General features: G+C 58.2%; 8 protein-coding genes and 1 pseudogene. 3 read left to right on the top strand and 6 right to left on the bottom strand.

What is annotated here, in order from left to right:
- On the top strand, window positions 1–285 hold a 285-nt coding region (locus tag K3177_RS15235; protein ID WP_247714557.1), incomplete at its 5' end, for an ATP-binding protein.
- Window positions 286–1,098: 813 nt separating this feature from the next.
- Here the strand turns inward: K3177_RS15235 and K3177_RS15230 are convergent.
- The 3 genes from K3177_RS15230 to K3177_RS15220 all read right to left on the bottom strand — a co-directional run bounded on the left by K3177_RS15230 (window position 1,099) and on the right by K3177_RS15220 (window position 10,886).
- On the bottom strand, window positions 1,099–2,895 hold the full coding sequence (locus K3177_RS15230) for a sensor domain-containing diguanylate cyclase (RefSeq protein WP_221598959.1): 1,797 nt from the start codon (window positions 2,893–2,895) through the stop codon (window positions 1,099–1,101).
- Window positions 2,896–3,798: 903 nt separating this feature from the next.
- Window positions 3,799–9,135: a beta strand repeat-containing protein gene (locus K3177_RS15225; protein ID WP_221598958.1), complete on the bottom strand. Its 5,337-nt coding sequence runs from the start codon at window positions 9,133–9,135 to the stop codon at window positions 3,799–3,801.
- Between the two features lie 23 nt (window positions 9,136–9,158).
- Window positions 9,159–10,886 (bottom strand): ShlB/FhaC/HecB family hemolysin secretion/activation protein, encoded by a 1,728-nt coding sequence (locus tag K3177_RS15220; RefSeq protein ID WP_221598957.1) that lies wholly within the window; start codon window positions 10,884–10,886, stop codon window positions 9,159–9,161.
- 139 nt (window positions 10,887–11,025) lie between these two features.
- Between K3177_RS15220 and K3177_RS15215 the strand changes: the two genes are divergently transcribed.
- A complete protein-coding gene (locus tag K3177_RS15215; protein ID WP_221598956.1) occupies window positions 11,026–12,129 on the top strand; it encodes a helix-turn-helix transcriptional regulator in 1,104 nt (367 codons plus the stop codon).
- A 191-nt stretch (window positions 12,130–12,320) separates the two neighbouring features.
- Here the strand turns inward: K3177_RS15215 and K3177_RS15210 are convergent, their stop codons facing one another.
- From K3177_RS15210 to K3177_RS15200, 3 genes and pseudogenes are all read right to left on the bottom strand, one after another.
- On the bottom strand, window positions 12,321–12,710 hold the full coding sequence (locus tag K3177_RS15210) for a TSUP family transporter (protein ID WP_221598955.1): 390 nt from the start codon (window positions 12,708–12,710) through the stop codon (window positions 12,321–12,323).
- Window positions 12,711–12,751: 41 nt separating this feature from the next.
- The gene (locus tag K3177_RS15205; RefSeq protein WP_221598954.1) at window positions 12,752–13,399 is read right to left on the bottom strand and encodes an outer membrane protein; all 648 of its coding nucleotides are present in this window, start codon (window positions 13,397–13,399) and stop codon (window positions 12,752–12,754) included.
- Between the two features lie 145 nt (window positions 13,400–13,544).
- A pseudogene (locus K3177_RS15200) lies at window positions 13,545–13,959 on the bottom strand (site-specific integrase); the annotation flags it as partial.
- 469 nt (window positions 13,960–14,428) lie between these two features.
- Between K3177_RS15200 and K3177_RS15195 the strand changes: the two are divergent.
- Window positions 14,429–14,818: hypothetical protein (locus K3177_RS15195; RefSeq protein ID WP_221598953.1), on the top strand; the 390-nt coding region annotated here is incomplete at its 3' end.

The raw sequence follows: 14,818 nt of genomic DNA, 5'->3' as shown, positions 1-14,818 counted from the left end.
GTTCAGTTTGCTGGCTCGGCTGAGGTTGCGGTCCGTGTCGGTAAAAGCGGCTATACGATAGACATCATCGATCAAGGGCCTGGGGTGGACGAGGATCAATTCCCCTCATTATTGGAACCGTTCTTCCGCATCGATCAAGCCCGGCAGAGAAATACCGACGGCTTCGGCCTCGGGATTCCAACGGCACATATATTGCTGACTAGGTTCAATGGTTCTTTGAAGTTCTCGCGAAACCCTTGCGGGGGCTTGACCGCTCACATCCTTGTTCCAATCGTCTCTCATTAAGAAGATTGAGCGAGCGCCAACGCCATTTACACAGGCTCGAAGCAAAGGTCAGTCTATCAGCGTGTCTTCTCGACGCGGTGCGCGTATTTCCCACACTCACATCCGATTGACTACCCCATCACTCAACCGTGAGCTCACGCGGATGCCTCCCGAGGCTAAAGGCCACCGAGAGCAAGCAATTAGCAACGGCGCCGAAAACAATTATGCAAAGCCGACAAATTCGAAGGTGGCTGAGCACAGAGTTCGGTACGGGTCGCATCGTAAGTTGAGAAACAGGGGTTTAGTTCCTCGAATCCAAAGCTCTTATGCCCAGCCTGAAAAACAATATGACAAAATTCTTGCAGACAAGGAAGCAACTTATTCTGAAAAGATGGTTTTAATGAGCTAGCCAACACTTACCCTTGGGTTGGACTTTGGCGCTGGTATGTGCTTCGGTTAATCTTTTCCGTGTGGCGAACGATGATCAAATTCTCGGCGGGAAACACTTTGGTGAGCGATTGGGGTCATAAACTGTGCTCAAGATCAACCAATGAATCGCAATGGTAAAGTTGCGTAGTTTTAGTAGTTTAGTATTAGATTTCCGAATAACCGAGTGTACCGCGCAGCACCCAGAGCGGGCGTCTAGGTTACTACGTCGGCGTTGAAGAAGGTTATGCCAACGCGATGGCAGAATACGGTGCCAACAATTGCCGAAGTTCCGCCGGCGCTCGAGGAGACGGCAGGCATCAAGTTGGATCCATGAAATAATCTCAGCGACTGAATGCTACGTGGTGCATTCTACGGTGTTCTTAAAGGGAACGGTTATCGTAGATTCTATGCGGCCAATCTAACGGTGTTACGACCTTCACGTTTAGCCAAGTATAAAGCCTGATCTGCTCCTTGAAGCAAACTCTCAACGTCTTCCTTCTGAGTGCGTTCAGCGACCCCAACGCTAATTGTGACTGCCGGCGTGGTTCCGGCTTTCTCGATTGCCATACGAACTCGTTCGGCGATCAACATTGCAGTTTTAGCGGTGGTGTTGGGCAGGACGATAACAAATTCCTCCCCACCAAACCGGCCTACGATATCACCTGCACGGACCGCGGCGGTCGCGGTCTCCGCCACGCGCTTCAGCACTTCGTCACCCATCTGATGACCGAACGTGTCATTCACCCGTTTAAAGTGGTCGATATCGAAAAGCGCCACCGATACTGCGTTTCCATCGCTTCTCGAAGTCATCATGGCGTTCGTTAGATCTGCTGTGACGCGCCGGCGATTAGGAATCTGTGTTAACTGATCAGTATCCGCTAGTATTTTCGCCGAAAGAGCTGCTTCTTCCGCCCGGCTACGTGCCTCGGTAATTGAAAGTTCGTGGGTGACCTGTTGTGTCACGTCTTGGACTATGCCGAAGAGCCCCATACGATCACGATCGCTATGGTGATCAAGTTCCCCACGCGAACGCACGTGACGGATTTGCCCATCCGGTCGTATGATCCTGGCTCTGAATTCAAAGCCTTGACGGTCCGCAATAGCTTTCTCAATATGGTTGGTGACTATGTGGCGATCATCAGGGTGATACGCGTCGATAGCCGCCTCTAAGGGTGGAGGACTCCCTTCGGGGAGGCCAAAGATACTAAACACGCCGCGAGACCAACGAATAGTTTGAGTATCTACATCGAGCCACCAGTGTCCAATATCTGCATTGTCCTCTGCGAGTTGAAGCAGACGTTTTTCCTCACTTAGACGGGCAAGAATGCGGTCGCGTTCAGCGAGCAAAGCCGCGATGGGCAACGAAGCTGCAAACAAGGTCAGCAAGTAGAATTGAAAAAAGAGGCTTTTGCCACGAAGGCCCGTGCCGAAGAACGCGTTGGTATGGCTCCAGACGTCAAACGAGAAACCTCCCACGCACGCTACAATTAAGACACCCCCAGCCGCTCCTAATGGACCTAGGCGCGACGCAGCGGTGAGAACGACAAACATCTGCAAAAACAGCATCGTTGCATCAAGCTGATAAAAGGTCACCCATGATACCGCCCCTACAAGAGCAAAGATTGCCGTTGCCTCGATGACCTTTGAAGGCCCGGTGACGATCCCGCGATTTCTGAAAGCTCGGTGAGCGACCATCAAGAGCGGTGTGACTATCAAAATGCCCAGTAGGTCGGTGGAAAACCACGAAAACAAAAATTCGGCTGTGGCCATGGGAGTAAGAGCGTTGGCTATCGTTGCGCTACAGGCGCATCCAATCACTGCGGCAAATGCAAACCAAAAGAGGTGCTGAGGTGATGAAAACGATAAGCGCCGCGCGAGCTTCGCCTTTAAAATGGCGGCGATCGCCATGGGCTCGAACATGTTGGCGAATGTATACGCAGCAGAAACTGCTAGCTGACCGTTATCGATTATATTTGCAGCGAGGCTTCCCAGAGCGGCCGAGAGAACGTGGGGGTAAGCGGAAAAATTGTTCTGCAGCAGCAAAACTGCAAGCAAGAATCCGCTCGCGGGCCAGATGACGGCAATACTGTTAAGCTCATCGACCATCCGCAGCGTGATCACAGCTGCAATAAAATAGCCAAAGCCGGTCAGAAGCGGACTGGGAAGGGCTATGTATTCCGCTCGGGAACGAAGGGACATCATTACCTTGTTCTAACCGCGAATGGTTAACCGTAGTTTCGCTGCGAGCATCTTTTGACCGTATTCCCACGTATCAAAATGTTGATTTCGAATTCAGATTTTTCGACGGCGCGTTAAATGTGCCGGGAAATGTCGTAAGAGGGTTGGATCGACAATGAGCGGATTTGAAAGCAGGAGTAGCAATGAGCATTCCACACTAGCCACTATGGAAATACTATGACGGCGCAGGCAAGCTAATCCTGCATGAGATCCCCTAGAATTAAAAAAAGGCCTCACCGTGCGGTGAGGCCTTAAGTTGAGAACACGAGAAATACCGTGCCCTTCGGGTCGCAAGAAGCAACCTAAAGAAACCTCACCACATGAATTGTAACGACACGACAGGATGAATTTTGTCTCAAAATGGGGCAAAACTGGTTTATGTGATTCCAGCTATTGCATAACATTGTGGTAATCAGCGGTTTCGTATCAATTTTTGTGGAACTTATACCTTTAGAAGGCCCTTTGGAACGCTTTTTCAAACGTCTTCATAATGGCGGAGGTAGCTGCAAGCTGAGCGCGAACCCAGGATTGATTGTAGATTACCTATAAGGCACTTAGCCAAAAAGCATCCATCCCTAGCGAATGGCAGCTTTCGGTTCGCACTACGAATACGTTCAATAGTCGAGATTTAGAAGTATTGCTGTTCGACGGCTATTGGGCCGCAAGACGACTGTCCGGTTCGAGTAAATCTCAAGGCGAAGCGGTCATCCCCCGTTCTACCAATCGTTAGACCAGCAAATGCCGATGGCGCCCTGAGAATCAATACAAAACAGGAACCTGCTGAAATTGCAGCCTTATGCCCGGCACACTGAGGTTACATTGCCACTGTCTATCTGACCCTTTCCATCCAAGACCAAGAAATACTGTTCAGAGGGCGCAATATTTATCGTCCTCGGGACACAGATCGCTCATTTCGATCGTGACACCGCTTCCGCCGCGCAGCCCATCGACCTCGCTCGGCAATTGCGTGGTGCGAAGCGTGTTTGGCACCGACGCGGGCCGTACAGTGAAGGTCCCTCCGGTAAACGTGATCGTGTAATTTGCTCCCGCGGTCAGCGAGCCTTGCCCAATTGCGTAAGTACCGACGTTCTCGCCAGGAGCACGCTGCAATGCACCGGTCAGCGAATCGCCAGCGATGAGCCCCGCACCGCCCACTGTGAAGGCCAGCGCAGGATCGACCTGTCCCAGCAATTTCGATCCGTCCAAAGCGACAATCTCGATCGCTCGCTTCAGGATGTCAGCGAGAGCCGTCGCCGGCAGGGTCAGCGTATAGTTGCCGCTATCCGCACCTGCCAGCGCGGTACCACCCACTCGAACTGTCTTATCAGTGCCTGCAGTCTGGTCGACAAAGGCGAAGGTCGTGCCGGTCGTCGACACCGCGTCGCCCGCGACGACCCCCGTCAGCGTGACCGTTCCGGTTGCGGCGGTGGTCCCGTCATAGACCTTGTCGCTCACATTCACCGATCCAGTGATCGCCTTGGCGAGAATGTCGGCGAGAGCAGTCGCCGTGCCGGTCAGCGTATAGTTGCCCGCTTCCGCGCCAGTGAGCATGGCCCCCGATGCGGTCACGATCTTGTCCGTGCCGGCATTTTTGTTCGCAAACGCGAATGCCGTGCCGGTGGTATTTACGCTGTCGCCCGCGACGACACCGTTCAGCGTCAGCGCACCTGTCGTCATGGTAGTGCCGTCGTAGATCTTGTCGTTTGCGGTGGCCGTGGCGGTAATGGCCTTGGCAAGGATATCGGCCATCGCGCTGGTCGGCACGCTGACGGTGTAGTTTCCGGCATCCGCGCCAGTGAGCGTCGTGCCGCCGATGATCACGGTCTTGTCGATCCCCGCGTTCTTGTCGGCGAAGGCGAAGGTCGTGCCATTGGTGGCGACGCTGTCGCCGGTGACGACGCCTAACAGGGACACCGAACCGGTACCCGCCGTCGTTCCGTCGTATGTCTTGTCGTCGGCAGCGACCGTGGCCATGATCGTCTTCACGAAGATATCCGCCAGCGTCGAGGTCGGCACGGTGAGGGCGTAATTGCCCGCGTCGGTACCGGTGAGCGTTGTACCGCCGACGGCAACCGTCTTGTCCGCCCCGACATTCTTGTCCGAGAAGGTGAACGCCGTGCCGGCCGTTCCGACACTGTCGCCCGCGACGACACCGATAAGCGACACCGAACCAGTCGCCGCAGTAGTCCCGTCGTACGTCTTGTCGTTCGCGCTCACGGTGGCGGAGATTGCCTTGGCGAAAATGTCCGCCAGTGTGGATGCGGGAACGGTCACGACGTAGTTGCCCGCGTCCGCACCGGTCAGCGTGGTTCCGCTGACCGTCACCGTCTTGTCGGTACCGGTGTTCTTGTCGGAGAACGTGAACGTCGTCCCGCTCGTGCTGAGATCGTCCCCGGCCAGAACTCCGGTGAGTGTAACCGAGCCGGTGGCCGAGGTCGTACCGTCGTACGTCTTGTGGTCGGCGGTCACCGTCGCGCCGATGGACCGGGCAAAGATATCGGCCAGTGTTGTCGCCGGTACGGTGAGGACATAGTTGCCCGCATCTGTACCGGTCAGCGTGGTGCCGCTCACGGTAACGGTTTTGTCGGCACCCGCATTCTTGTCGGCGAACGTGAAGGTCGTTCCGCTCGTGCCGAGATCGTCGCCGGCCACGACGCCGTTCAACGTCAGCGAACCGATCGCCGCGGTCGTGCCGTCATACGTTTTGTCGTCGGCCACCACGCTCGCACTGATCGCCTTGGCGAAGATGTCGGCGAGCATGCTGGTGGGAATGGTCAGGGTATAGTTCCCCGCGTCACTTCCGCTCAGGGTTGCACCGCCGATGGTAACGGTTTTGTCGGTCCCGGCGTTCTTGTCCGAGAAGGTGTAGGTCGTGCCGGTGATGGTTACGTCGTCGCCCACCAGGAAGCCGGTGGACGAGATGTCGCCGGTTCCGGCCGTCGTGCCGTCGTAGGTCTTGTCGTTCGCCGCTACCGACGCGCTCACCGGCTTCGGCGTGACCGTAAGCGTACCGGCGTCGCTCAGTGCGATGGCATAGCCCCTGCTGGCTGCGAGGGTGCCCAGCTCGACATCCATGACATACGGACTGCCCGCGACAACAGCCCGCTCGGCTGCGCCGGCCGACGTGACCGTTGGCGCTCCCGTCAGGATGTTCGCCGCCGTGTCGGCGAGGTAGGCTCCCGCCACGCCCGGCTGGAAGCCGCTAACCGTGTAATACCCGTTCAGCATGCCAGTCAGATCGGTGCCATACACTTTGCTCAGGCTGGTGGAGGATACGGTCAGCGTGGGCTGATAGGCGAAAACATAGCGATTGCCGGACACTGCGGTCGGCGCCAGCGTGGCGATTGCCGCATTCCAGATCGCGGTGTTGCCGCTATCCAAATTGCCGAACGTGTTGCCGGCGGGCGCATTCGAATAGACGACCCAGTGATCGCTCGCGGCGATCGCGTCGGCGCCGCGCTGGTTGGTGAAGTTGCCAGTACCCGAAACGGCAACGATCTTGCCGGTAACCGTGCCGGTGCTGCCAATCGTGAGGTTGCCGGAGGACGTCAAGGTGACGTCCTGCCCTATGGCCGTGACCGGACCGCCGATCGAGAGGTTCTTGGTCGAATTGATCGCGACAGGCCCGCCGGCGGAGATCGTCCCAAGGCTGTCAATCTGGTTGGCGGCGACGAAGTTCAGCCCGCCGGTCGTGCGCACGTCCAGCCGGTTCGCGATGATCGTGCCGGACGATACGATCGATGTCGGGACGAACACCGATCCGATGCTCAACTGGTTGGGCGTCGTCACGTTGCCGAACCTCAGCGTGCCGGCGGTATCCAGCGTAATCATCGACCCGGACGACAGATTGCCGAGATCCAGCGCGCCAAGATTGAGGCTGTCGACGTCGATCGAGCCAGCCGAGGTGATCGCGGTGGTAGTGATGCCGCCCCGCGCGCGGACGATCGCGGCGCCCGCGGCGCTCACTGCGCCTGCGGTGATCCCGCCATTGGTGCTGTAGACGTCGGTCGTGCCAACGGTAGATGTCACGCTGCCCAGCGAGACGTTGCCGACCGCCTGGAGCAGGGCGGCGGTTCCCTTCGATGTTCCCGCAACCGTCAGCGCTGACGGCCTCACGTTCCCACCTATGACGAGCACGCCGGAATTGTTGTTGTCGCTGTCCGCCGTGGCCGAGGCGAGATTGACGGCGCCGGTTCCGTCGACCGTAATGCCGGTCGCCGCGCTCAGCGCGCCTGCCGTGGTCGAACGGGCGTCAATGTCGATCCCGCCGGCGGTGGCGGTGATGTTTGTTGTATTGAGGGCATTCACAGAATCAAAATCGACGCTCCCCACCACGACGTTGCCGGTCGCGGTGATACTGCTGGGATCGACTGACGCGCCGATAGCGAACAGGCCGCTGGCATTGGCGCTGCCGAACGCGACGGCGCCGCCGGTGTCGAGATTGATCGTAGTTCCGGCGTTGAGATTACCGAGGTTGAGGTTGCCGCTGGCCGTGCTGTCCACGTCGATCGCGGCGGTCGAGTTGATCGATGTCGTCGTGACGGAAGTGACCGCGGTGAGCCGCGCGTCACCGCCGGTGGCCGACACCGCGCCCGCCGAAAGTGAGCCGTTCGTGGTGTCGATATCGATCAGGCCCGCAGTTGAGGTGACGTTGCCTAGCGCGATGTTATTGAGGCTGCGGATGGTCGCGGAACCACCGCTGGTCGTCCCCGCGATAACGATCGAGGCGGGCGTCGTGACGTTCCCGAGCGCGACACCTTCGCCGCCGGTCCCGTCGCTGTCGGCGGTGATCGCATCGAGCGTGACCGAACCCGACGTGTTGACCGCTACGAGTCCGGTCGCGGTCAGCGTGCCGGCGTTCAGCGCGCCCATCGCGGCGAGGTCCATCCTGCCCGCGGTAGCTGTCACGTCTTCGAGGGTTAGCGCGCCGCCGCTCTCGATGTCGACGGTGCCCGCGGTGATGTTGCCGGTGAACGTCACCGGGTTCGGTTCGGCAAAAGCGCCGACCGTGAAATTACCACTGGCGTTGACCGACGTGCCGGACAGCTGGCCGCCACTGGTATCGATCGCCACGTCGGTGACCGCGTTCAGTGCACCGACCGAGATGTCGCCCGCCCCGGTGCTGTCGATGTCAATGCCGAAGCTTGTCGCCGAAATGCCCTGCGTCGTGATGTCGCCGGTGGCTTGGACGTTGGCGTAGCTCCCGCTGGCGTTCTGGCTGATCGTGAGATCGCCATTGACGTCGGTCTCGATGCCGCCGCTCGAGTTCCACGCGCCGCCGACGGTGACCGAGGCAGGGATATTGCCGGTGGTGAACAGGTAGATGCCGCGATCGGTCGAGACGGCGTTGGTCGCCACGTCGGCGTCCACGGTCAGCAGACCGTTCAACACACCGGTAGAACTTTGCAGCGCGAAGACGAAGTCGGTCGAGTTACCCGCGATTGAGCCGTCGATCATCTGGTCGGCCACCGTCGTGCCGGCGGTAATCGTGTAGCCAACCGGGCTGCCAACGTTGAACGTAACTTCGACGTCGGTCGCTGCGATGAAGCTTGCCTTGCCGGTTCCGGCATCGAATGTGCCCGTCAAGTTCAATGCCGGACCGACGAACAACAAGGTGCCGTCCGTTACAAATCTCGGGGAGGAGGTTGTCCCTCCGAAAGCACCGATGAACGTTGTTGCAGCCGGGTTTGTTTGGAAGCGTACGTTGGCAGTTCCGTTGCCAGCGAGATTGGTCCCCTCGTAAAAATCGAAGAAATCGGCATCACTGACATCCGCAGTGGAAGCAAAAAAACTCGATGCGCTGACTGATGCCGTATCCCCGAAAAGGATGCCGTTCTGGTTAATCAGCCACAGGTTGACGCCAGCGGCATTGATCGTTCCGCTGATGTCGGAGAAGCTACCGCCTATGACACGGTTGAGAAGCGAGGCCTGCGCTGCGGCCGATGCGTTCGATACGTTCAGCGTCGTGTTCGCTGGCACATTGAACTGGTTCCAGTTTGCCACGACGACAGGCGCCAGGACACTGACATTGGCGGTGCTGGCGTTGGGATTGGTAACCACGATCTGCCCGGGATTGCCGGCACTGTCGTAGGAATCCTGAAGATCGCCCGCATTCACGACCTGTCCCATGGCGGGCGCGGCAACGGCGAAGAGCGGGATCGCCACGGTGGTGGCGAGGGCGATGCGGAACTTCTTGGCGAGCATGGCTGCGATTCCTTTGCTGGCGCTTAGCGGGCCGACGGGCCGAAAGAGGCGGTAAGGGAGAGGAGGAAGCGATCGGGTGAGCGCTTGACGAGCGGCAGGCCCAACGGCTTGTCGAACGGATGCGCGTAGGCGGCATCGAGCATGAACCTGCTCCCGAGATAGAACCTGGCGCCGGCCCCTGCAGAAAGCAGGCTGCGCCCGTTCTCGCTCGTGAAGCTGTCTTTGTTCCAGATCCGGACCGCATCGAAGAAGGCGTATGGTTCGATCGTTACGCGAGACGCGGGGATGGTGACGCTGGGCTGGACCCGCACCCCCAGAGCGCTGTCGCCAGATGTGGCTGAAGGATCATACCCCCGCCCGATCGTGTAGTTGCCGACCGAGAATTCCTCGAAGGCGAGCAGGGCCTTGGCCGAATACTGGCCCTGCAATTCCGTGAGCAGGCCGAACCTGCCCCAGCGCATGAGGTTTGCAAACCCGCCCCGCACCACCAGCGCGGTCGGATCGCCTTCCAGCTTACTCGGGAAATAGCCACCCGAGCCGGCACCGCGTTCGCTCGCACCCAGAATGTCGAGGCCCTTGCGCACTTGCAGAGTGCCGGAAAACAGTGACGCTATCGAACCATCGGACGCGAAGCCGCGGCGTGTGCCTTCGACCTTAACAAAGGCGACGCGCAGTTTGTCCCGGGTGACCGGCACCGAAATTCCGCCCGCAACCAGGTTGCTCTTCTGGTCAATGATTTCCAGCCCGCCGCCGATTGTCCCGCGCGCTGCGACCGTCCGGACGATCGGTGCGTAGCCTTCGATCGACCCGAGAAGGGATTTGGCGCGGATGGGCAGGCCGATGTCGGGCCGGGATTCGGAATATGCGAGGCTGCCGCCGAACGTTGCGCCGCTGTCGAGCGAGAAGTAATGCCCACCCTGGACGCTCCACTGCTCTTCGAAGTCGAGGGAACTGCTCGCACCGATGAAGGTGACATCCGCAAGACCGGTCAATCCATAGAGTTCGGCACGGACGGTTCCGATTTCGCGGCCGAGGGCCTTGGAACCGAAATTGTTGACGTTGGCGGTCAGCGCGAAGGTCTTACGCGCCACTGACAGTTTGCCGATGAGTTCGCCCGGGCGGCCCGCGGAGGCGAGGTTTAAGCTGACGTCGACGCCGGGATTGTCCGATGCCAGCAGCAATTCCCGCTCCAGGTCGGCGGTCCGCAGCGGATACAAGGTTTTGAGCCGCTCGATACGTGCGGCGATCCGGGCGGCCTGTCCGCCGCTGTCGCCGACCACCTCGACGGCGACCAGCCGGCCAAGCAGCACGGCAAGCCGCAATGTGCCGCTCGATTTTCCAATCTCCTGCTCTGGGATTGTCACTGCGGCAATATATCCCGCGTTGCGCAAGCGGTCGGCCGCAGCGTCGCGCAAGGCGCATATTTGCGACAGCGGCTGGTTGCCAGCGACCGGCTCGATGCCCGCGAGCACTTGCGCCACGTCCGCTGGCAATGCTCCGCCCGCGCCATCTGTGAAGATTACAGACCGGATGTCGGCGGCAAGCTCGCTATTAGAAAAGGGGCAGGCGAGGGACTGCGGCGCGCGCTCGACCGAAACCTGCGTTGTGGTTTCCAGCGGGGTGAGATGCGGCAATTCGATCTGCTCTCGACTTGGCAGCGTCTGCGCCAGCGCCGGGCCGCCTACGCCGGTCACCAAAATTGCAGCAACGACCGCACCCGTACGCGATCGGGAATAACCCTCAATACTCATTTGTTTGCTTGACCCCCTTGTCCCTGCGCCGAAACTAGACCGGCACGCAAGCATCGGTCATCCCCCATTTGGGGTATGCAGGCCTAGACTAAATTAATTTTGGTATTGCGATGATGCTTTGCGGACCTACCAGAGATGGGTGCGAGCAGCAGAAACCCATGCAGAAGCCATTCGGCTGATCGAGAATGCGGCCGTTTCACGCGCCACCTGGCAGTCGGCGTTGGAAGCCATCGCGGTAGTAACGGGCTGCCGAACTGCCCAGCTAATCGGCTTCGATCCCGCCAGCGGTGTCAGTTTCAATATAATGACCGGGATGGATCCCGAAGCCTTGCCCGAGTTCATCCGGTCCGGAGGAGCCGACCCGAGGATCAATTCCCGCGTGCGAACGGGCTTTGTCCGGAGTGAGATGGACGTCTTCGACGACGCCAGCTTCACACCTCGACTCGACGCGATGCGCTCGCCCGAATTCGCTGACTGGATAGAGCGCAATTCGATCGGTTACTCGCGGCTCGTCAATTTATTTCGTGAGGACGATTGTTTGATCGGTGCGGGTGTTTTGCGCGACTCGTCCCAAGGTGACATGCCGGCGGAGCAACGCAAGAGGTTCGATGCTCTTGCTCGTACACTGTCAAAAGCGGTGAAGACGCGCGTTGCGCTGGAAGGCGAACAGGAAAGACTGGTCGCCGGTACGTTCGAAGCTATCGGCAAGGCCGCTTTCGTTTGCGCCGCTGACAGGCGCATACTGGCGATGTCACCGCTCGCGGAAGACATGCTACGCCGTGGCAACTGGCTGGTTGCATCAAATGGTATTCTGGTCGCGGCGCACCACGCGAGTGCGACAGACTTGGCGTTGGCCCATACCGATGCCTTCGATTCGAACGCCGATCGGCGCGCTCACGGTGCAACCGTGCTGCGCGACCGCAACGGAAGCCCTTTGTTTGTCCGTTTCCAGCCGTTCCCCGCCATAGAAGCGCTTCGCATTCGACGCGCGGTGCTAGTGTTGCCATCTCTACTCAACCGGCGCGTAGAGGATCTCGCAGCAGTCGCACGGCAGGTTTTTGGGTTCACTGCGACCGAGGCACTGATCGCCGCACACATCGCGAACGGCGCCGGACCTCGCGCGATCGCTCGCCTGACTGGGTCGGCCGAAAGCACGGTACGTTCGCATCTTAAGCGTATCTACTTCAAAGCACATGTCCGTACTCAAGTCGAACTCGCAACAATAATGACAGGATTGGCGTGAGATTCACTTGGACAGTCGTAGTCTGACTTGCCCTTAGCACTCAGCATATAAATGGCAGCTTATAGGCGATTGCTAAATTCGCTCGAACGACAGCTAATAGGGCGCAAAGCAGTCGGTCCGAAACTGGGCTGTGAGCGGACTGTCCGGTTCTTGCCGCCAAAGCGCGAAAAGCTGCCAAAGGACAATCCATTTCAAGTCGCGACGATTGCGATGTAAGCTCCGATAGCTATGACGAGGGCAGCAAATCCCCGCTCGAGCAAGGCCTCACGCGCACCGAGCTTCTTGCCGATGACGATACCGGACAAGGTGCCCAAGATCCCTCCGGCAACCAGCAAGCTGGTGATCTGCCAATTAATGAAGCCGGACAAAGCATTGGAGCCGTCCGTCGTCAGTCCAAGCGCAGTTATTGCCGCCAACGAGCTTCCCAAGGCATATTGAAGTGGCGTGGAGTTGGCGAGCATCAGTCTCAGCACGATGAAGAAGCCTCCGCCGATCCCGAAGAAACCTGCGGTAAACCAGCGGCCTAAAAACGCTGGTATGTGCCAACACCTTCGGGCGCGCCAATTACATGAAAAAGACACGGCGGATCACTCCGCCGTGCCCGGTAATTGAGTTAACGGCTTTAGAACCGGACGCCGAGGCCAAGCAGAACTTGGTGGCGATTGAGGTCCACGTCTACGTCGACATCGGTATCGCTGTAATCGAATGCATTATACTGCGTGTAGACATATTCGAGCTTAGCGTAGCTGCTGCCAGAAAGCTGAACTTCTGCACCGGCGCCAACATGGAAGCCGTCCAGGTTCTCGCCTTCATCGAAGTCGTCGAGGATGTTTTCAAAATCCTCGTAAGTGAGCCTGATACGCCCGTTCGAATAGCCGGCTTTCCCGTAAAACAGCGCGTCGGAACCAATCATGTAGCCCAACCGCCCGCCTACGGTGAAGTTGCGTCCAGCCTTGAGGCAGAGTTCGTCGGCACCGTAGAATTCCGAACAAACATCGGTGGATGCAAAGTCGACCCCTGCATAGGCGCCAATCGAGCCACTGCCGTAGTTGTAATCATAACCGATCTCACCGCCGTAAGCGATGCCATCGGTGCCGTCGCTTTCGCTGAAGCTGTCGACGCCGTCATCGTAATCGACATCCAGCGACACGTTATCGTAGCCGGCGCGCACTTCAATACGCGGGCCACCCATTGTTGCAACATCTTGTGCTGCGGCGGGAATGGCCAGTGCTGCGACAACCGCAGCGACACCAAAAGAAACTGATTTCATTAAAATTATGCCCTCTGTTTGCACCCGTCAACGGCGGGGCGGCGGGCCTTTAGCAAAAGTTAGGCACCGGGCAAGATAGAAACGAATAACGAAGTTCGGGTCGCATCACGCTTTTCGTCCGCCGAAACGAGTGCGTGCCGTACTAGGCCTTCCGCAGTCCGATCGCGATCACCCATTCGTCAACTAGGCGTGCAGACTGTCGCGTGCTCATGTAGCCTGCAAGGTCGATACAGCTGGAAAACAGACAATCGCCAATTGAGCCGCCTCTACGTTCAAGCCACGCTAGCAATGTGGCACGCACATCGTTGGTCAGCTCGAATTGCACCGGTCGGTTGGTCTTTTGTTGAATGACAGTTACCCGATGGCGTATTTCGGCACCCGCGACCACGTCGCCGATCTTGATTTTTCGCCAAATCACATCCGTGCAGTTTGCTGTCGATCGCAAGATCAAAAAGGGCCTTGTCTCTCAATCGTCCTTCGCGAGCGAGATGAATGCGAATCTTCCAAATCTGCTTCTGTGTGAGTGGTCGCTTGGATCCTACATTCTCGCCAGCATACCAAGCAGGTCAGTGCCGCGTTGCTGCATCAAATTGTGACTAGCCCATTGCATTTCTCCTCGGCCCCAAATGGCCAAAGCGGTATTGCTCAGGATGTCCCCGCTCGGGACATTTGCGGACTGCCGTTCGGTCGCGACAACACTTCGGCCAGCTGACGCCAGTATTGCGGTCGTTTCCCGGCTTGCTTCTGCTTACTCATGGCTGCCGACGAACCTGCTCTTATCGTCTTGTATGTCTTCGGCAAAAGCTGACGGGCCACAGATAGTTACGACCTATACAAGACTGCCAATAGCAGACGTGCCGAATTGGGACGCGCGCGCCATTCTCTTTCTCGCAGATCGGAAAACCATTTAGCGGGCGATTCACCAATCGTTAGGAAATCGCTTTGGCGGTATCCGCAGTTCCGCAAAAGCCGCGATTAGTCGCTGAAGATTTTTCCTTTGCGAAGCTGCATTTAAAAAGGGGGGGCGCGATGATTGCAAAGCTGCGATGCATGACATGGGCGCCTGCGCTCCGGGCGATTAAAGCGACTCTCAAGTTAACCTTTGCTAGTCTAATTGTCTCCGCGTCACCTGCGTTCGGCCAAGCCGACGCAATAACTATTGACGTCAATGCCGATATAGCGCCGCGATGCGGTTTTATCGGAGCCAGCCCCCTTTCGGCTACGGCTCCCACAGATCTTGAGAACGCCGCACAGTTGCGCTTTCGGCTCAAGCTGGATTGCAACACGCCCTTTTCTTTCGGGGTCACGGCCGCGAACGGCGCTTTGTTAAACCAAGATGCTCTGAATGATGGCTCGGGCTTCGCCTTCGCGAAAACTTATTACCTGAGCGTCGGTATCGACACTGATCGCGGTGTCATA

The organism is Qipengyuania pacifica (assembly GCF_019711555.1).
In the GTDB taxonomy this organism is placed as follows: domain Bacteria; phylum Pseudomonadota; class Alphaproteobacteria; order Sphingomonadales; family Sphingomonadaceae; genus Qipengyuania; species Qipengyuania pacifica.
This window is presented reverse-complemented; position numbering and strand designations above follow the sequence as displayed.

Coding starts and splice junctions, on each gene's coding strand:
- K3177_RS15230 (WP_221598959.1), bottom strand. CDS start 2,895: ATGATGTCCCTTCGTTCCCGAGCGGAATACATAGCCCTTCCCAGTCCG.
- K3177_RS15225 (WP_221598958.1), bottom strand. CDS start 9,135: ATGCTCGCCAAGAAGTTCCGCATCGCCCTCGCCACCACCGTGGCGATC.
- K3177_RS15220 (WP_221598957.1), bottom strand. CDS start 10,886: ATGAGTATTGAGGGTTATTCCCGATCGCGTACGGGTGCGGTCGTTGCT.
- K3177_RS15205 (WP_221598954.1), bottom strand. CDS start 13,399: ATGAAATCAGTTTCTTTTGGTGTCGCTGCGGTTGTCGCAGCACTGGCC.